Raw genomic sequence first — 19,295 nt, forward strand, 5'->3', positions numbered from 1 at the left:
GCTGTTGCGGCCGCCATTGCGCGTGCGAAAGCCAAAAAAGCGGCGCAAGCGGAACAACTTGCACAAGAAGAGCTCACCCCAGCAGCTGAACAACCCATTGAAGAGGAAACCGATCCTCGGAAAATTGCCGTTGCCGCAGCAATAGCGCGGGTAAAAGCCAAACAAGCACAAAAACAACATGAACAAACGACTACAGAGTAAGTGATAACGAGATGAAATTTAGGCCAATTGATGCGAAAAATCGCCGTTTAAAAATTGCTAGCGCGCCATTTACTCATAACAAACAAAGCACCAGTTTAGTCATGCTTTGGGTACTTTTAGCCGCAATACCCGGTATTGCTGCTCAAGTTTATTTCTTTGGCGTTGGCACCTTATACCAAATTATTTTAGCGATGCTAACAGCCGTTATCACAGAAGCGGTTTCTATTCGTTTACGCCGGCAACCTGTAGTTCCTGTGCTAAAAGATAATTCAGCCATTGTGACCGCACTATTATTAGCTATCAGCCTACCTCCGCTCTCACCTTGGTGGATGATCGTATTAGGGACATTTTTTGCTATTACCATTGCTAAGCAATGTTATGGTGGATTAGGGCAAAACCCTTTTAACCCCGCGATGGTGGGTTATGTTGTTTTGCTAATATCATTCCCAGTTCATATGACAAACTGGCTACCCCCGCATGAATTACAGAGTATGTCGATTTCAGCACTTGATAGCCTATCAATCATACTCAGTGGCCATACGCCAACAGGGATCACCCTCGAACAGCTACGAACGGGAATTGATGGCATGAGCCAAGCGACCCCGCTTGATAGTTTTAAAACAGGGCTACTGACTCACTCTATTTATGAGGTTTTACAGCAACCTATTTTACAAGGTTCCTTAGCGGGTATTGGTTGGCAATGGGTGAATATTGGCTATTTAGTCGGTGGTTTGTTCTTATTACAGCGCCGAATTATTAGTTGGCATATTCCTGTATCATTCTTAGGTACATTAGCGGTCTTAACTATTGTTAGCTACTTAGTTGATGATAGCCAACATGCATCACCATGGGTTCATCTGTTGTCTGGCGCCACTATGCTAGGGGCGTTTTTTATTGCTACTGATCCTGTCACTGCATCGACGACGCCTAAGGGGCGGATTATTTTTGGTGTGATTATCGGTTTCCTTGTTTGGGTGATCCGTGTATACGGTGGTTACCCTGACGCTGTCGCCTTTGCCGTGTTACTCGCCAATATTACCGTCCCATTAATTGATTACTATACGCAGCCTCGTGCGTACGGTCATGGACATAAGTAAGGATAACCGTATGTTGAACACGATGAGACGCCATGGGGTAACGTTAGCCATCTTTGCAGCAGGAACCACTGCGCTTAGTGCTGCTGTATACACGTTAACGAAAGGGACTATTGCTGAGCAAGCAGCTATTGTTCAGAAAAAACTACTCGACCAAGTAATACCAAGTGATTTATACGATAACGACCTCGCAAAAGAGTGTTATTTGGTCACTAATGAGGCCATACTGGGTAATAAACAACCTAGACGTTTGTATCTCGCCCGTAAAAATGGCGAACCTGTTGCTGCTGCATTAGAAACAACAGCACTAGACGGCTACTCTGGGGCTATACATCTATTAGTTGGAACCGATTTTCACGGTACCGTACTAGGTACTCGCGTAACAGAACATCATGAAACCCCTGGGCTTGGTGACAAGATTGAGACTCGAATATCTGATTGGATCACCTATTTTAGTGGTAAAAAAATAACCTCTGACAATGACCCTAAATGGGCCGTTAAAAAAGATGGAGGTGAATTTGATCAGTTTACTGGCGCAACAATTACACCCAGAGCAGTCGTCAACGCGACTAAGCGTACCGCTGTATTTATGCAACAAATTCCACAACAATTATCGAATTATCCACGCTGTGGGGACGAATAATGAGCGATTCATCTAAAGACTTATTAATGCAAGGTTTGTGGAAAAACAACTCTGCATTAGTTCAATTATTAGGGCTTTGCCCTCTTCTTGCTGTTTCATCGACAGCAACAAACGCATTAGGGCTAGGCTTAGCGACAACATTAGTCTTAGTTTGTACTAATGTTACCGTTTCTGCTTTACGCAGGTGGGTTCCTTCGGAAATTCGAATCCCTATTTATGTGATGATTATTGCGTCTGTTGTCAGCGCAGTACAAATGTTAATCAATGCATATGCTTTTGGTTTATATGAATCTCTTGGGATCTTTATTCCGCTAATCGTCACCAACTGTATTGTTATTGGACGCGCAGAAGCCTACGCTTCTCGTAATCCTGTTGGGCTATCAGCCCTTGATGGGTTTGCCATGGGCTTAGGTGCAACGGCGACCTTGCTTGTTTTAGGTTCAATTCGTGAGATTTTAGGAAATGGGACCTTATTTGATGGTGCTGACTTACTTCTAGGGTCTTGGGCCACCTCTCTTCGTATTGAAGTGTTACACCTTGATTCGCCATTTTTACTCGCTATGCTACCACCTGGTGCCTTTATTGGCCTCGCGCTACTCTTAGCAGCGAAGTATTTAATTGATGAAAAAATGAAAAAAAGAGCCGCACGACAATCCGGTATCCAACCCGAACGTGAATATGAAAAACAGCAAGGTTGCGGCAGCCATATTTCTTAACAGTGATATTTTGTGAGCAATGAATAAATCAAAACGCATTGAAATTCTAACTCGTCTACGGGATAACAACCCACACCCGACAACGGAGTTAGAGTTTAACTCCCCCTTTGAGCTGTTAATCGCCGTTTTATTATCAGCTCAAGCCACTGATGTGAGCGTCAATAAAGCGACAGCAAAGCTCTACCCAGTTGCTAATACGCCTGAAACTATTATGGCGCTCGGTGTAGATGGGATAAAAGAGTACATTAAAACCATTGGCTTATTTAATACCAAGGCTGAAAGTGTCTATAAAACCTGCCAAATTTTGATTGAAAAACACAACAGCCAAGTTCCTGAAAACCGAGAGGCCTTAGAGGCTTTACCGGGTGTCGGTCGCAAGACGGCAAATGTGGTTCTTAATACCGCATTTGGCTGGCCGACTATCGCGGTTGACACGCATATTTTCCGTGTCTGTAACCGCACTAACTTTGCCCCTGGTAAGAATGTCGTTGAAGTTGAAGAAAAACTCCTTAAAGTTGTACCAGCAGAGTTTAAAGTCGATTGTCACCATTGGTTTATTTTGCATGGACGTTATACTTGTATTGCCCGCAAACCTCGCTGTGGCTCTTGTATTATCGAAGATTTATGCGAATTTAAAGAAAAAATTTATCCAGAAGATTAACCACGGTACTATTTTTATAGGTTACAGATAATCGATATTTTTAATAAAGAATCTAGTCTGTAACGCATTTTTTCCTTGCTCTAAGACTTTGTCTTACGTAACAATAGAGCCAAACCCAACATCAATAAAACGGTAAGTATGTTCCAAGACAACCCACTGCTCGCGCAACTAAAACAAACATTACATGCCCAGACTCCACGCGTCGAAGGGCTGGTGAAAAGCACTGAAAAAGGCTTTGGCTTTCTCGAAGTTGATGGCCAAAAAAGTTATTTTATTCCACCGCCTCAAATGAAAAAAGTCATGCACGGTGACCGTGTTGTCGCTGCTGTTCATACAGATAAAGACCGTGAATTCGCAGAGCCAGAAGAACTGGTAGAACCTTTCTTAGACAGGTTTGTTGGGAAAATACAAAAAAAAGAAAATGATAACCGCTTATTTGTGATCCCTGACCATCCCTTACTTAAGGACATGATTTCTTGCCGCCCAGTCAATGGCATTACTCATGAATTTAAGCAAGATGATTGGGTGGTTGCACAAATGCGTCGCCACCCATTAAAAGGTGATAAAACTTTCTACGCTGAAATTACTGAGTTTATCACCGATGGTGACGACCATTTTGCCCCATGGTGGGTAACGTTACGCCGTCACCAATTAGACCGTGATGAGCCTCAAATGGTTGATAGCGAACGAGATGACCAAGGCATTGAACGCGTTGATTTAACTCACTTACACTTTACGACGATTGACAGCGCTAGCACTGAAGATATGGATGACGCACTCTATGTCGAAAGAATCGATAACGGTGACTTAAAACTGTATATCGCTATTGCTGACCCAACAAGCTATATCCCAGAAGGAAGCGAGCTAGATAAACTGGCTTTAGCCCGTGGATATACCAACTATTTGCCTGGTTTTAATATTCCAATGTTACCGCGCAAATTGTCAGATGACCTATGCTCTTTGCGCCCAAATGAACGTCGCCCTGCTTTAGTCTGCATTGCACTCATCAAAGAAGATGGACGCATTGATGATAACATTGAATTTTTCAGTGCTTGGGTTGAATCAAAAACTAAATTAGTTTATGACGAAGTCTCTGATTGGCTTGAAAATACAGGTAGTTGGCAGCCAGAAAATGATATTGATAAGCAACAAATTTTACTGCTTAAAGAAATGGCTGATAGGCGTTTGCAATGGCGTGAAAACAATGCACTCGTGTTCAAAGATCGCCCTGATTACCGCTTTGTATTAGATGATAGCGGAAATGTGGTTGATATCGTGACCGAACGTCGCCGCAGTTCTAATCGCATTGTTGAAGAAGCGATGATTACTTCTAACCTCTGTGCTGCAGCGGTACTAAAAGAAAAGCTAGGGTTTGGCGTATTTAATGTACATATGGGGTTTGAACCTCTGCAAATTGACCAAGTTGTTCAAACACTAAAAGACAATGGCATTGAAACAACGGCAGAATCGCTATTAACACTAGAAGGCTTCCGTCAACTACGTCGCCAATTAGATGCTCAGCCAACTCAATTCCTTGATAGCCGTATTCGTCGCTACCAAACGTTTGCAGAAGTCAAAGCTGATCCTGGCCCGCATTTTGGTTTAGGGTTTGATGCTTATGCGACATGGACTTCACCAATCCGTAAATACACAGATATCGTCAATCACCGTTTAATTAAGTCGATTATTGCGGGTAAACCTTCCGCGGATAAACCTTCCGAAGAGTTATCAATCAAATTAGCAGAACGCCGCCGTGCAAACCGTATGGCTGAACGCGATGTTGGTGATTGGCTCTACTCTCGTTACTTAAAACCTTTTGAAGGTACGGATACAAAATTCCCAGCTGAAATTATTGATATCACCCGTGGTGGAGTACGAGTCCGTTTAGTCGACAATGGAGCTGTCGCATTTGTTCCCGCCCCCTTCATTCATAGCGTTCGTGATGAAATCCAATGTAGCCAAGAAACAGGTAATGTTCTTGTGAAAGGTGAAATCGCTTATCAGCTTAATGATATTATCAATGTCACCATTAATGAAGTTCGCATGGAAACACGTAATATCGTCGCTAGACCTGCCGAATAATAACTTTTGTGCTACTCTTAAAAGACCATAGTTTTTGATACCTATGGTCTTTTATTCCTCTGTCTGTTATTTTTCAACCTCAAATTCGGTTAAGCGTTAAACTGCAGGCGTTTTCCCATATTTTTTCCTGATTATTCTTATTCGTAAATTTACCTATCGTGATATTTTATTAACTGTTAAATCTGCACTAAGGGTCAATAAAATGAACACAGTAAACAAACGTATTTTATCATTTGTGGTGGTAGCCACTGTCGCTATCAGTGTCAGTGCCTGTTCAAATATGTCTAAGCGCGATAAAAACACAGCGATTGGTGCCGGTGTAGGTGCTGTTGGTGGCGCGGTACTGACTGGCGGGAGCTCTATAGCTACCGTTGGCGGAGCTGCTATTGGTGGAATAATTGGCCACCAAGTAGGCAAATAAATCTCATCATCTCCTATAGCCGCTCCCCTTAATCTAGAATAGCGTTCCTCATGAACGCTATTCTATTTTTCATATCCGATAATCGATTAAACTATTGACGCCAAAAAGTGTACAAAGTACACTTGTGATTAATACAAAGGGAGGGAACCCTGTGAGTCACGCAATTGAATTTATTGAAACCAGCTTTTTTACCAAACAAATCCAATCTATCGCCACACAAGAAGAACTTAGGATATTACAAAATGAACTTATCGCATGGCCAGATAAAGGCGATATCATCCAAGGAACAGGTGGGCTACGTAAAATTAGGATGGCAACAGGTAATAAAGGGAAAAGTGCAAGTGTACGCGTTATTTACTTCCTAGCTACAGCAGAAATTATTTATTTTATAATGGCTTACCCAAAAAATGTCAAAGACACGCTAAGTGACTTAGAAAAAGCAGAATTAAAGAAACTAACGAAATTACTAAAAAATGAGGTGTAAAATGAGTATATTCAACGAATTAAAAGCCTCTTTAGAAGAAGCTGTTGAAATAAAACAAGGTCATCAAAAAGCCGCTAATGTTACTCGTTACGAAATTACTGATGTCAAAGCTATTCGAGAACAACTGAATGTTTCACAAAGCGAATTAGCCCATGCACTAGGCACGAGCATCGATACCATTAAAAGTTGGGAGCTTAAACGACGAAACCCAACAGGGTTAGCGGCTAAAATACTCATCGCCATTAAGCGTAATCCGGCTTTGTTTGCTGAATTAGCAGAAATTTAATCATTTCAATCTTTATCAAATGAGTGGCTCTCTAATAGCCACTCATGATAAAAAACTCTCAAGTCAATCAGCCACCAGCTAGCTTAACTTGAAAACCTTTCGCCTCAAGGTACTGTTTGATAACATCACGTTTATCACCTTGAATTTCAACATTACCGTCTTTGACTGCACCGCCACAACCACATTTCTTTTTAAGATCAGCCGCTAGTTTAGACAATTCGCTGTCTTCAAGGTCAAGACCAGTTACAACACAAACCCCTTTTCCTTTACGGCCTGAAGTCTCACGGCGAATTCGCACAATACCATCGCCTTTAGGTCTTTCAACTTTGGGCTTATCTTCAGCAATACGCCCTGTCTCAGTACTGTAAACAAGACGACTATTTGAATCACTCATAGCAAACCTTCAATAGATTGATTGATTTGTTGTAATGTGGCTGTTGGGTTTTCACTGCGTGTAATTGGACGACCAATCACCATATAATCGACACCCGCTTTTACTGCATCTTGTGGTGTCATGATACGTCGTTGGTCCCCAACATCACTCCCCGTAGGGCGAATGCCTGGGGTAACTAATTTGAAATCCGCACCACATAGCTGCTTTAAGCGTTGTGCTTCATGGGCTGAGCAAACAACACCGTCTAACCCACATTGCTTAGTTAATAAGGCTAAACGCTCGGCATGATCTGCCGGTGAAGCATTAATCCCAATACCGATAAGATCAGACTCATCCATACTCGTTAATACGGTTACTGCGGTAAGTAATGGTGCATCTTTGCCATAATGTTCAAGTGATTGACGTGCAGCTTCCATCATACGAGCACCTCCACCAGCGTGAACATTAACCATCCAAACCCCCATTTCAGCCGCAGCCGCAACCGCACGGGCGACAGTATTAGGAATATCATGGAATTTCAAATCTAAGAAAATATCGAAACCACGCTCATGGAGTGACTTAACAAATTGAGGACCATTAAAAGTAAACATTTCTTTGCCTACTTTTAAGCGACAATCACGTGGGTCAATGCGATCCACAAAAGCCAAAGCCTCATTAGCATCTTCATAATCAAGTGCCACAATAATTGGCGAATGTGTGTGGTTCTCAGTTGAGGAAATCATTTCTTAGCCTTTAAAGAGTCGTTATTATTTAAGAAGGTGACGCTGTCACTGTCCATCCAGCCCGCGAATAGGCTTAATTGTGTCCCAAGAGCGACAAGATGGGCAATGCCAATATAATGCACGCGATGTAAACCCACATTTATGGCAACGATAATCGGGTTTTGTACGAATTTGTTCTCCTACCATTTTACGAAGCAAAATCAAACTTTCTTTTGCCCTTCCATCTTCGGCTTCTTCAAGATGGTAGTCCATTAAACGATAGAATAAACGCATGGTAGGATGGCGTTGAATTTGGTCGTTAATATAATTTGCAGCTGCTTCATGGTTTTGTTTTTCAACAATAATATCAGCTAAATAAAGTTCTGCGATAGCCCCTGAATTACCTGCAACACACTGACGTAGGTAATCTTCCCATTCATCTGCTTGGCCGGTATGTTGGTAGCAATCAAACAGTAAAGGTAATGTTTCAGCGACTAGCTCTCTATCTTGTTCATAGACTTGTTTTAGAACATGAATCGCTTTATCGTAATTACCTTGTTCGATAAATAACCGCCCCTTCATAATTGAAACCCGAGCACAGTGGTTATCGGCTTGTTCTGCTTTATTTAACAATGTCAGAGCATCTTCAAGATCATCACTCGCGAGTTGTTGGGTCGCTAATTCGCAATAAAAATGGGCAATTTGCTCTCGTAGTTCTGGATGCCCTGATTTAACCAGTTTACCTGCTGTTTCAATGGCTTTAGTCCAGTCACTGGTTAGTTGGTAAATATTTAATAGGGATTGTAAAGCACTTTGTTTGAAATCAACTTCATCCGTTAATTGCTGGAACATATTTTCTGCACGGTCATAAACGCCTGCAGCCATATAATCTCGACCAAGTTGTTGAGTTGCTAATAAACGTTGTTCAAATGATAAAGCGGCACTTTCCACCAGCGATTGGTGAATACGGATGGCACGTTCAACTTCACCTCGAGAGCGAAATAGATTTCCCAAAGTGAGATGAGCCTCAAAGGCGGAGCTGTCTTCATTTTTTAGCATGTCGAGGAACAAATCGACAGCTTTATCTTGTTGATTAGATAATAGAAAGTTAACGCCTGTCACATAATCACGAGACAAGCGATTCGCATGTTGTTGCTTATCTTGTTGAGCACTTCTGCGCCCCATATACCAACCGTAAGCAGCAGCAACCGGTAGCAGCAGAAACAGCAACTCGAACATACAGGATTATTCCTTGTTCTGAGTCGTCACTAATGAGGTTGATTCGGAAATATTATTTTCTCCAGCACCTAATTGTGATTCTAAACGTCTAATTTTACGACGTGCATTTTTCAGGCTAACAATGACCCGTAAATAAAACGCAGCACAGACTAGCCAACCTAGCACAAAACCGACACCAAAAAGTGATGCAAGAAGGGTTGATAATGAAAAATCCCCTTTTGCAATCAGGTAGTTAAATGTAATAACCTGATCATTGCTTGAACCTAGCGTAATCGAAATAATAAAAAAAGCGACCGCTAGTAATAAAATCAGAAAATATTTCACATTTATTCCCGTTATCAGTTCTATTCATCCAATAATATCTACCTGTTAAGGTAGCATTTCCAGCGCATTCAGACAAAGCAATTTATTTTATACAATGAGAGATTTAAGCTATATCCCCTCTAATAATGGTTAACTTGATGAAAGATTAATCGGCTTTGTTAAATACCCCCCATGTCCGCAAAATATAATAACCAAATATGGTAAAACAGGCACTGATGATCACGGAAGTAATTATATCAATAGGCCAATGCATGCCCAACAGCATACGGCTAAATGCAATACCCTCAGCCCAAATAGCAAGCCCTATCGATAACACATATAAACGTTGTTGCCAAAAGAGCGCGATTAAAAACAATGCCCAGCCAGCTGCAAATAGCATATGACCAGAAGGAAAAGAATACCCTGTTTCTGCTTGCCAATGCTTACGCTGCCATTTAGGTACATTTTCATCTTGTTTAACTGTGTCTTTAATTAATTTCGCTCGTATACTACGTTTTAACTCATAAAAATCTGATGAAGGAATTTGATATTCGGTTGCCAGCCATTCTACATAAGGGCGCGGCTCTTTAAATGTGCTTTTCAATGCGCTCTTCAAACCTTGTTGCAGTAATACAACGCAGATAAGAACAAACAGAATTTTTAGTCGCTGTTTCTTTTTTGAACGAAAAACAAATGCAACCGCCCCTAGAAATAACAGAGCCGTTAAAACACTGTAAGGCGCTCCCGCAGTGTCTGTCAGCCAAAGAAGCCATTTCATTGAGTTAAACTGGGTTTCTGGTGACCAATGCCAGCCTGTGATTATCATCAACATGGGCGGTGTCATTAATAACAATGCAAAAGCACAAACGACCAAAACAGTTTTTTTCATTCAATTTATTCCAAGTAAAGTTCTATTAAATATATAAATATTACATTCACACATTATTAACTCTGTTATAGTAATACAGTGTTGGTCGTGTGCAAAGAATACCAACCTCTATATGCTAAACGTCATATAGCATCGATGTAATATAGTTAAGCTACTTTATATCGATAAACGTTATTAATTAAGCAAGAGTTACTTTAACTAATGAAAGAAAATATGCAGCTAAAACGCGTTGCTGAAGCAAAGCTCCCAACACCTTTTGGTGAATTTTTAATGGTGGGTTTTGAAGAAATCGCAACCGGTCGTGATCATGTAGCGTTAATTTTTGGCGATATCTCTGGAAATACACCGGTTCTCAGCCGGATCCACTCCGAATGTTTAACCGGAGATGCGTTATTTAGTCTACGCTGCGATTGTGGTTTTCAATTAGAAGCCGCGCTCTCTCAGATTAGTAAAGAAGGCCGAGGAGTATTACTTTATCATCGTCAAGAAGGCCGAAACATTGGCTTGCTGAATAAAATTCGCGCTTATGCATTACAAGATCAAGGCCTCGATACGGTTGAAGCCAACATCAAACTCGGATTTAAAGCCGATGAGCGTGATTTTACCTTATGCTCTGATATGTATAAGTTATTGGGGATTAATGAAGTTCGCTTATTGACGAATAACCCGAAAAAAATCGACATCATGCGTGAAGCAGGAATTAACGTTGTAGAGCGTGTTCCACTGATTGTCGGCCGCAACCCAAGTAATGAACATTATCTTGACGTTAAAGCAGAAAAAATGGGGCACATGCTATTTAAGCACCAGTGATCTCACCAAAGGAAGAGTGTTCTGCTCTTCCCTTTGTTTCTCCTATTTCATAATAACCTCTCAAAGTGTGTCATTTATTGGCTACTATATTCACTTTCTTTCCATAAGGTTTATACTGTTAGCCATCTGATTACCCTGACGAATAAACTGAATTATTGAGGCTTATTCCGCATACTACCAGGAGATACTGTGAACAACCTGCATTCCATTCAACGCATGAGAAGATTGCGTAAAACTGAAAAACTCCGCACTTTATTCCAAGAAACACATCTTTCCGTTAATGACCTTTGCTTGCCAATTTTTGTTGAAGAAGAGCTCGACGACTATATGCCAATCAATAGCATGCCGGGTGTTATGCGTATTCCTGAAAAACGTCTTGCTTATGAAATTGAGCGTATCGCAAATGCAGGAATAAAATCAGTGATGACCTTTGGGGTCTCCCATCATCTTGATGATAATGGTAGTGATGCATGGCAAGAAAATGGTTTAGTGGCACGTATGTCACGTATCTGTAAAGAAACCGTTCCTGAAATGATAGTGATGTCTGACACCTGTTTTTGTGAATACACCTCCCATGGCCACTGTGGAGTCATGCACGGCCATCTCGTTGATAACGATGCAACCATCCATAACCTAGGTTTACAAGCGGTTGCCGCTGCACGCGCAGGTGCTGATTTTATTGCCCCTTCTGCCGCAATGGATGGTCAGGTAGCGGCAATTCGCCATGCACTTGATGAAGCTGGTTTTACAGACACCGCAATTATGTCTTACTCCACAAAATTTGCTTCAGCGCTGTATGGCCCATTCCGAGATGCAGCGGGTTCATGTCTTAAAGGGGATAGAAAAACGTATCAGATGAACCCAATGAACCGCCGTGAAGCACTCCATGAGTCATTAATTGATGAACGTGAAGGTGCTGACGCATTGATGATAAAACCTGCGGGAGCCTATTTGGATATTATTCGTGATTTACGCGAACATACTCAATTACCTATCGGTGCTTATCAAGTCAGTGGCGAATATGCGCAAATTAAATTTGCTGCTCAAGCGGGTGCAATTGATGAAACGCGTGTGGCTCTTGAAACACTCGGATCAATCAAACGCGCAGGGGCTGACCTCATTTTCACTTATTTTGCTTTACAATTAGCCGAAGCCAACGCGTTATAACCTCTTTCCGTTAAAGAAAACCGCACCACTATATATAATCACAGTGGTGCGGTTTTTTGCCATTTTTGGTGAATAATAATACTTAAACTGCCTTACTTATAACCAAATGGCTATTTTACTCTTTGCAATTCAAGTTGTTGAGTTAAAGTTTGGGCATAATGCTTCGCCTGTTCTGCCGTTGCCAAACCGGCAATTAATAAATCTTGTTTACCCGCAGATGTCGTTGCAACCACTCCCCAGTAATCAACTTCAACTGTAATACTTTCAGGGTTTTGATCTGGCATTGGCAAAATATCAAAGTAGTCTTGTAATGGTGCAATAGTAATGGTGGTGTAATCTGCATTTAAGCCCAATGGAAATTCTTTATCTGCATATAGACGCAAATCATGAACTTCCGTTTCAGGTGTTCTCATCACAATAGAATATAAGTTAGGTATGTGCTCCAAAATGTCACGAACCTCTTCGTTCGCACCATCAAAATGGGATGTGGTTAATAAGATATCTGCTGCCCACAATGCCCCTTTATAGAAATCGGTTTCATTGATATCTGCCATACTCATTTCCTTTATAGTGTTTTCGATAAGCTCAGTCACATGGTGACCTGTACTCAAGCTATTACATTCAATTATTTTGCACAAAGAAACTTATTTATGGCGAACTTCACCCTATTTTCATTTAGCCTAGTTGCGACTATTTTCTCCTTTAATTTACCGTCTATTTAACACCATAACGTAGATTGCCATCAAAAATATTGAGAAAAAACAAGATTGATAAATAAGATTAAATATTAAAAAACAAAAACGCCCGTAGGATACAATCATACAGGCGTTTAGCTATTACGGTTTAATGATTAATGTAGCATCTGCCTTATCACATAATGCAAAATACCACCATGACGGTAATAATCCATCTCAGTTGACGTATCAATACGACAGCGAGTTATAACTTCCTTTATATCACCATTGCCATAAGTGATCCTCACTGTGATATCCTGCCCTGGGGTAATTGATTGTAACCCTGTGACATCAATACGTTCATCACCTTTTAACCCGAGCGTTTTGCGAGATACCCCATCTTTGAATTCTAGAGGTATAACCCCCATGCCAATCAAATTAGAACGGTGGATACGCTCATATGATTCAGTAATAACGACTCTCACACCTAATAAATTCGTGCCTTTCGCAGCCCAATCTCGGCTAGAACCTGAACCGTATTCTTTACCTGCGATTATGGCCAGTGGGCGATTTTCTTGTTGATACAACATTGCCGCATCATAAATCGCCATTTGTTTGCCAGTCGGTATATGTAAGGTATAGCCCCCTTCAACACCGGGCACCATTTCATTACGAATACGAATGTTTGCAAATGTCCCCCGCATCATCACTTCATGGTTACCACGACGCGAACCATAAGAGTTGAAATCTGCGACAGCAACACCGTGCTCTTGCAGATATCGCCCAGCAGGGCTCTCTTTTTTGATATTCCCCGCAGGAGAAATATGGTCAGTAGTTACCGAGTCGCCGAGGATCGCTAAAATATTTGCACCATGAATATCGTTGACCGGTGCTGGCTGGACTTTCATCCCCTCGAAGAAAGGTGGATGGCGAATATAGGTTGAGTCTTCTTGCCAAGAATAAGTGGAAGAACTTTCAACTTTTAATGCTCTCCAAGCGTCATCACCTTCAAAAACCGCATTATATTCCTTACGGAACATATCTGTTTTAACTTGCTGTACAGCTTGCGCAATTTCAGCACTCGATGGCCAAATATCTTTCAAGTAAACATCGTTACCTGATTTATCGACACCAATCGGATCGGTTTTCAAGTTGATATTCATATTACCTGCCAGCGCATAGGCAACCACAAGTGGCGGTGATGCTAACCAGTTGGTTTTCACCAGTGGGTGAATTCGCCCCTCAAAGTTACGGTTACCTGACAGCACGGCACCAACAGTAAGATCTACTTGTTTAATCGCTTCTTCTATTGGTTCTGGTAATGGCCCTGAGTTACCTATACAGGTTGTACATCCATACCCAACAAGGTTAAATCCAAGCTTATCTAAATACGGCGTTAAGCCCGCAACGGCAAGATAATCAGTAACCACTTTAGAGCCCGGTGCCAATGAAGATTTAACCCATGGCTGGCGAACTAACCCTTTTTCAACAGCTTTTTTTGCTAATAGCCCCGCTGCCATTAATACACTTGGGTTCGACGTATTTGTACAAGATGTAATTGCTGCAATAACGACTGCGCCATCGGTTAACTCAAAGGTTTTATTTTGATATTTAACGGAAGGATAGCTTGATGGGGTTTTCTTGTTAACTTCTAACTCGACTGCACCGCGAAATGCTTTTGGTACTTGGCTGAGTTCAACTCTGTCTTGTGGACGTTTAGGCCCTGCTAAGCTGGACTCCACCGTTGACATGTCTAACTCAAGTGTACTGGTAAAAATCGGTTCATCACCTGCATAACGCCATAAACCCTGCTCTTTACTATAAGCTTCCACCAGCGCAATTTCATCATCACTGCGCCCAGTTAAACGCATATAAGCCAGTGTTACTTCATCAACAGGGAAAAAGCCACACGTTGCGCCATATTCAGGAGACATATTCGCAATTGTTGCTCGGTCTGCTAATGGCAAATCGGCCAAGCCGTCACCATAAAATTCAACAAATTTACCCACTACACCATGTTGACGTAGCATTTGTGTCACGGTTAATACAAGGTCGGTTGCCGTTATCCCTTCGGATAATTTCCCTGTTAATTTAAAACCAACAACATCAGGGATCAGCATTGAAACCGGTTGGCCTAACATCGCGGCTTCAGCTTCGATACCACCGACACCCCATCCTAGTACACCGAGCCCGTTGATCATGGTTGTATGGGAGTCTGTCCCAACTAAGGTATCCGGGTAAGCATATAATTTACCGTCAATTTCTTCATGCCATACCGCCTTACCTAGGTATTCTAAATTAACTTGGTGACAAATACCGGTACCCGGTGGCACCACTTGAAAACGGTTAAATGCTTTTTGCCCCCAACGTAGAAATAAATAACGTTCATGGTTACGCGCCATTTCAATTTCAACGTTATCATCAAAAGCAGATTGCGTGGCAAACTCATCCACCATAACAGAGTGGTCAATCACTAAATCAACGGGAGACAACGGGTTCACTTGCTCAACATTACCGCCCAGTGATTTAACCGCTTCACGCATCGCAGCAAGGTCAACAACCGCCGGAACTCCGGTAAAATCTTGCATGAGAACACGCGCGGGGCGATAAGCAATTTCCCTATCTGCATGCGCGTTTTTTTGCCAGTCAATGATGGCTTGTAAATCTTGTTCGACAACTGAGCTCCCATCAATATGACGTAATAGGTTTTCGAGTAAGACTTTTAATGACTTAGGTAACTTCGTCCCCTCACCGAGCTTTTTTTCAGCAAGCGCTAAACTGAAGTAATTATACTGCTTGTTTCCAACATTGAGTGTCGAGGCACTCGTTGTTTTTAGACTCAACGACATAACTCCTCCTTGGTTTTTATGACTATGGCAATATGTGTATTTACCACTATTATTTTTTGTTAACCAATTGTAATCATAGTTGCTCTAGAGATTTGATTTATAGATTTTGTGCCAAATATTGAATTTATCTCTATTAATAATAGGAAATTTAAGATAAGAAGGGAAATAAGTCAGAAAAAAACCGAGAACACCAGCTAGGTATTAATAATAAAAACCCTAGAAATACGATCACTAGGGTTCCTTCTTACAAATTAAGACAATGCAAAAATATAAAGAAATTAAATAATAGGCAGTTTCATATCTTTAAAAAATTCTTCAATTTCGTCATTGTTACGAATAGCAACCGCTTTATCGACCACATCACGCGTTAGATGCGGTGCGAAGCGCCACATAAAATCATACATATAACTACGTAAGAAACTGGTACGCTTAAAACCGATCTTAGTTGTGCTATAGCTGAACTTATCACGCATATCAATTACAACTAAATCGCTATCACTAACAGGATCAACCGCCATACTCGCAATAATACCAATCCCTAGGCCTAATCTAACGTAGGTTTTGATCACGTCTGCATCGGTTGCGGTAAAAATAATTTTAGGCTCAAGACCAATTTTCTGAAATGCCACATCTAATTCTGAACGACCAGTAAACCCATGGGTATAGGTTACAATTTGATATTCAGCAATATCCTCAATAGTGACATTTTTTTTCTCCGCAAGTGGATGGTCTTTTTGCACAACCACACAGCGATTCCAATGGTAGCATGGCAACATAATCAAATCGTTATAAAGGTGTAATGCTTCGGTTGCTATCGCAAAATCACTGTTACCTTTGCAAACTTCCTCAGCGATTTGCGTTGGTGAGCCTTGCTGCATGTGCAATGAGACATGTGGATAACGCTCAATAAAACCTTTGATGGTTGGAGGCAAAGCATAGCGAGCTTGTGTATGTGTCGTGGCAATACTCAAGCTGCCTCTATCTGGATAAGTATGTTCCCCAGCAACCGAGCGGATCGCTTCTATTTTTGATAACACTTCGCGAGAGATCCGCACGACTTCTTCCCCTGCAGGGGTAACATGCGTTAAGTGCTTACCGCTACGTGCAAAAATTTGGATCCCCAGCTCATCCTCAAGCATCCGCACTTGTTTACTGATACCGGGCTGCGATGTAAAAAGCCCCTCAGCAGTTGAGGAGACATTCAAGTCATGGTTAACCACTTCAACAATATAACGTAATTGCTGCAATTTCATATTTCAGTCTACCTCATACATGGATAGTGTGCTTTTGCTATCTATAGCTAAAGAATATTAGATATAATCAAAAGTTATAATGGACTAATTTGATATAACAAATATAACATCATTATCATAAGAATAAACAGTATGATGATAAAATTTCATCTAAGTGCTATCCACAACGATGAAAAGCAGTAAGATTCTGCAAAGACGGATTAACTTTATTTCATTATGTGCTTCAATAAGTGAAATGAATTTTGCAAGACCCTTACTGCAAGGTTTAACGTATTGGAGTGGATATCGTAATTCTCAACGAAGAGAGGTGGTTACATGCGTTTGAATGTTTTGGCTTTATTAATTGGTATGTCAACTATTTCTTTTGCCCCTACGCTATTGGCGAAAGAAGTCAGTTATGGACAACAAAAAATTGTTTTGTCTGATGCAATTGAACCCGGAAATGATTTTTATCGTTATGTTAATGACGATTGGATAAATAAAGCACAAATCCCTACTGGTATGCCACGCATTAACTCTTTTGTGGAATTATATTTAAACACAGAAAAACAAATTCAATCGATTATTGACCAACTACAGCAGATCCCTGAAAACAAGCTCACGCATAATCAACGAAATATTCGAAATTTATACCTCAGTTACCTGAATGAAAAAGCTATTGAGCAAGCTGGAATTACCCCAATAAAATCCGATTTAGATGCCATTTCTAAAGCTAAAAACCATAATGATATTAGCAAATTAATGACACAACCCGACTATAAATCGCTGATTTCCTACTGGGTAGACTTAGATGCCAAAGCACCTGATACCTATGTACTTTATATCGGCCAAGGCGGTTTAGGGCTACCTAACCGTACTTATTACCTCGATAACACACCGCAAATGGAAGATATTCGAAAAAGTTATATCGCTTATATCGCTACCATGCTAGAGCTAGCCGGTGAAAAAGATGTCACACAAAAAGCACAGAAAATTTTTGATTTGGAAAAAGCAATTGCAACTGTACATTGGAGCCCTGAGGCCCGCCGTGACACGATCAAAAACTACCACGCGATGAGCTTAGCTGAAATGAAAAACCATACTCAAGGTTTTGATTGGAATAGCTTTATTACTAGCCGCAAGTTAACTGATAAACAACTTGAGAAAGTGATCGTTGAAACCGACAGCGCAGTGGAACAAACCGCAAAGATTTTTGCAGATACCCCAGTTTCAACATTAAAAGATTACTTAACCTTTCAGTACATTAGTGAACATGCACGTTATTTAAACCAAACCATCGCAGATGCGCAGTTTGATTTTTACTCGAAGAAACTTAATGGTATTGAAAAGCAACGCACCCGCCAAGAACGTGCGTTGCAAACCGTTAACTCACTCCAAGGTGAGCCTTTAGGGCAAATTTACGTCGAACAATATTTCGACCCACAAGCAAAAGAAAAAATTAAAGATTTGGTCAGTTATGTGAGAGGAACATTTAATTCACGCTTAAAAGTCAATGACTGGATGGATGAGCCCACTCGCCAAGAAGCCCTTAGAAAATTGGAACAATTTACGGTTAAAGTGGGTTATCCCGACCAATGGAATGACTTTAGTTCGATTAACCTCAAGCCCGATTCATTATTAGAGAATTATAAGCAAGTTCTAGCTTGGTCATATGATGATATGATTGGCAAAATTGGCCAACCTGTTCGTCAATGGGAATGGGGAATGACGCCACAAACAGTCAATGCCTATTTCAACCCAGTTCAAAACGAAATTGTATTCCCTGCTGCTATTTTGCAAGCCCCTTTCTTTGACCCTAATGTTGACCCTGCCTATAACTATGGTGCAATAGGTGCCGTAATCGGCCACGAAATGGGCCATGGTTTTGACGACCAAGGTAGTCTATATGACGGTACTGGGCAATTACGTAACTGGTGGAGTGAGAGCGCCAAAACTCACTTTAAAGAAAAGACCGCTAAGCTTGTTGATCAATATAACGCATTTACTGTTGATGGTTTAAATGTAAATGGCGAGCTTACATTAGGGGAAAATATCGGTGACCTCGGTGGGTTAAATATTGCCTTGAGTGCTTATAAACAATTCGCCAAAGAAAACTATCCAAATGGTGAGGCCCCAATTATTGACGGAACAACTGGGTTACAACGTTTCTTCATCGCTTGGGCTCGTACATGGCAAGAACTGTCAAATAAAGAATCTGAACGTAATAAGATTATGACTGACCCTCATAGTCCTAACCAATTCCGTGCTAATGGTGTAGTACGCAATATTGATGATTGGTACCAAACATTCGGTGTCGATAAAAATAGCGCTCTGTATTTGGCGCCAGAGCAACGTATTCGTATTTGGTAATATAACAAAAGCTCAGATTATTTTCTGGGCCCTTCATAGCTAGGCAGCAAGTGGCGCTAAACCCTAGAGCATACATAAA

At 41.1% G+C, this 19,295-nt stretch carries 20 protein-coding genes; 12 read left to right on the forward strand and 8 right to left on the reverse strand.

The genetic code is table 11. The annotated features are described in order from the left end of the window. From PSF67_RS08915 to nadS, 9 genes are all read left to right on the forward strand, one after another. On the forward strand, positions 1-201 hold a 201-nt coding region (locus tag PSF67_RS08915; RefSeq protein ID WP_272676796.1), incomplete at its 5' end, for a hypothetical protein. A gap of 11 nt (positions 202-212) precedes the next feature. Then, positions 213-1,298 carry an electron transport complex subunit RsxD gene (gene rsxD / locus PSF67_RS08920; RefSeq protein WP_272676797.1) on the forward strand — a complete coding sequence of 362 codons (1,086 nt, stop codon included), beginning with the start codon at positions 213-215 and terminating at the stop codon, positions 1,296-1,298. Between the two features lie 10 nt (positions 1,299-1,308). Beyond that, positions 1,309-1,938: an electron transport complex subunit RsxG gene (rsxG, locus tag PSF67_RS08925; RefSeq protein ID WP_102138604.1), complete on the forward strand. Its 630-nt coding sequence runs from the start codon at positions 1,309-1,311 to the stop codon at positions 1,936-1,938. Beyond that, the gene (locus tag PSF67_RS08930) at positions 1,938-2,654 is read left to right on the forward strand and encodes an electron transport complex subunit E (RefSeq protein WP_102138605.1); all 717 of its coding nucleotides are present in this window, start codon (positions 1,938-1,940) and stop codon (positions 2,652-2,654) included. The genes rsxG and PSF67_RS08930 overlap by 1 nt, the downstream gene beginning before the upstream one ends. A gap of 19 nt (positions 2,655-2,673) precedes the next feature. Then, on the forward strand, positions 2,674-3,315 hold the full coding sequence (gene nth / locus PSF67_RS08935; protein ID WP_102138606.1) for an endonuclease III: 642 nt from the start codon (positions 2,674-2,676) through the stop codon (positions 3,313-3,315). Between the two features lie 138 nt (positions 3,316-3,453). Further along, positions 3,454-5,397 carry an exoribonuclease II gene (locus tag PSF67_RS08940; RefSeq protein WP_102138607.1) on the forward strand — a complete coding sequence of 648 codons (1,944 nt, stop codon included), beginning with the start codon at positions 3,454-3,456 and terminating at the stop codon, positions 5,395-5,397. A 202-nt stretch (positions 5,398-5,599) separates the two neighbouring features. Beyond that, a complete protein-coding gene (gene osmB / locus PSF67_RS08945; RefSeq protein WP_272676798.1) occupies positions 5,600-5,818 on the forward strand; it encodes an osmotically-inducible lipoprotein OsmB in 219 nt (72 codons plus the stop codon). Between the two features lie 151 nt (positions 5,819-5,969). Continuing rightward, the gene (locus PSF67_RS08950; RefSeq protein ID WP_102138728.1) at positions 5,970-6,302 is read left to right on the forward strand and encodes a type II toxin-antitoxin system RelE/ParE family toxin; all 333 of its coding nucleotides are present in this window, start codon (positions 5,970-5,972) and stop codon (positions 6,300-6,302) included. A gap of 1 nt (position 6,303) precedes the next feature. Next, on the forward strand, positions 6,304-6,588 hold the full coding sequence (nadS, locus tag PSF67_RS08955) for a NadS family protein (RefSeq protein ID WP_102138609.1): 285 nt from the start codon (positions 6,304-6,306) through the stop codon (positions 6,586-6,588). A 67-nt stretch (positions 6,589-6,655) separates the two neighbouring features. Here the strand turns inward: nadS and yciH are convergent, their stop codons facing one another. From yciH to PSF67_RS08980, 5 genes are all read right to left on the reverse strand, one after another. Then, on the reverse strand, positions 6,656-6,982 hold the full coding sequence (gene yciH / locus PSF67_RS08960; RefSeq protein WP_102138610.1) for a stress response translation initiation inhibitor YciH: 327 nt from the start codon (positions 6,980-6,982) through the stop codon (positions 6,656-6,658). Next, a complete protein-coding gene (gene pyrF, locus PSF67_RS08965; RefSeq protein ID WP_195697145.1) occupies positions 6,979-7,704 on the reverse strand; it encodes an orotidine-5'-phosphate decarboxylase in 726 nt (241 codons plus the stop codon). Before pyrF ends, yciH begins: the two co-directional genes overlap by 4 nt. A 45-nt stretch (positions 7,705-7,749) precedes the next feature. Next, on the reverse strand, positions 7,750-8,922 hold the full coding sequence (gene lapB, locus PSF67_RS08970) for a lipopolysaccharide assembly protein LapB (protein ID WP_102138612.1): 1,173 nt from the start codon (positions 8,920-8,922) through the stop codon (positions 7,750-7,752). A 6-nt stretch (positions 8,923-8,928) separates the two neighbouring features. Continuing rightward, entirely contained in the window at positions 8,929-9,246 is a 318-nt protein-coding gene (locus tag PSF67_RS08975; RefSeq protein WP_102138613.1) for a LapA family protein, read from the reverse strand. Positions 9,247-9,391: 145 nt separating this feature from the next. Beyond that, the gene (locus PSF67_RS08980; RefSeq protein WP_206276066.1) at positions 9,392-10,114 is read right to left on the reverse strand and encodes a phosphatase PAP2 family protein; all 723 of its coding nucleotides are present in this window, start codon (positions 10,112-10,114) and stop codon (positions 9,392-9,394) included. A 213-nt stretch (positions 10,115-10,327) separates the two neighbouring features. On the opposite strand from PSF67_RS08980, the gene ribA reads away from it, so the two are divergent. Then, entirely contained in the window at positions 10,328-10,924 is a 597-nt protein-coding gene (ribA, locus tag PSF67_RS08985) for a GTP cyclohydrolase II (protein WP_102138729.1), read from the forward strand. 189 nt (positions 10,925-11,113) lie between these two features. Then, positions 11,114-12,091, forward strand: coding sequence for a porphobilinogen synthase (gene hemB, locus PSF67_RS08990; protein WP_102138615.1), 978 nt, complete (start codon positions 11,114-11,116; stop codon positions 12,089-12,091). Positions 12,092-12,201: 110 nt separating this feature from the next. Here hemB and PSF67_RS08995 read toward each other — a convergent pair whose 3' ends face one another. From PSF67_RS08995 to cysB, 3 genes are all read right to left on the reverse strand, one after another. Further along, complete coding sequence (locus PSF67_RS08995; protein WP_272676799.1) at positions 12,202-12,645, reverse strand: hypothetical protein; 444 nt, start codon at positions 12,643-12,645, stop codon at positions 12,202-12,204. Between the two features lie 296 nt (positions 12,646-12,941). Beyond that, complete coding sequence (acnA, locus tag PSF67_RS09000; RefSeq protein WP_206276067.1) at positions 12,942-15,614, reverse strand: aconitate hydratase AcnA; 2,673 nt, start codon at positions 15,612-15,614, stop codon at positions 12,942-12,944. Between the two features lie 278 nt (positions 15,615-15,892). After that, the gene (cysB, locus tag PSF67_RS09005; protein WP_102138618.1) at positions 15,893-16,867 is read right to left on the reverse strand and encodes an HTH-type transcriptional regulator CysB; all 975 of its coding nucleotides are present in this window, start codon (positions 16,865-16,867) and stop codon (positions 15,893-15,895) included. Positions 16,868-17,182: 315 nt separating this feature from the next. On the opposite strand from cysB, the gene PSF67_RS09010 reads away from it, so the two are divergent. Next, positions 17,183-19,216: a M13 family metallopeptidase gene (locus PSF67_RS09010; protein WP_272676800.1), complete on the forward strand. Its 2,034-nt coding sequence runs from the start codon at positions 17,183-17,185 to the stop codon at positions 19,214-19,216. Positions 19,217-19,295 lie beyond the last annotated feature (79 nt).

This window comes from Providencia sp. PROV076 (genome assembly GCF_028483405.1).
GTDB classification, from domain to species: Bacteria; Pseudomonadota; Gammaproteobacteria; order Enterobacterales; family Enterobacteriaceae; genus Providencia; species Providencia huaxiensis.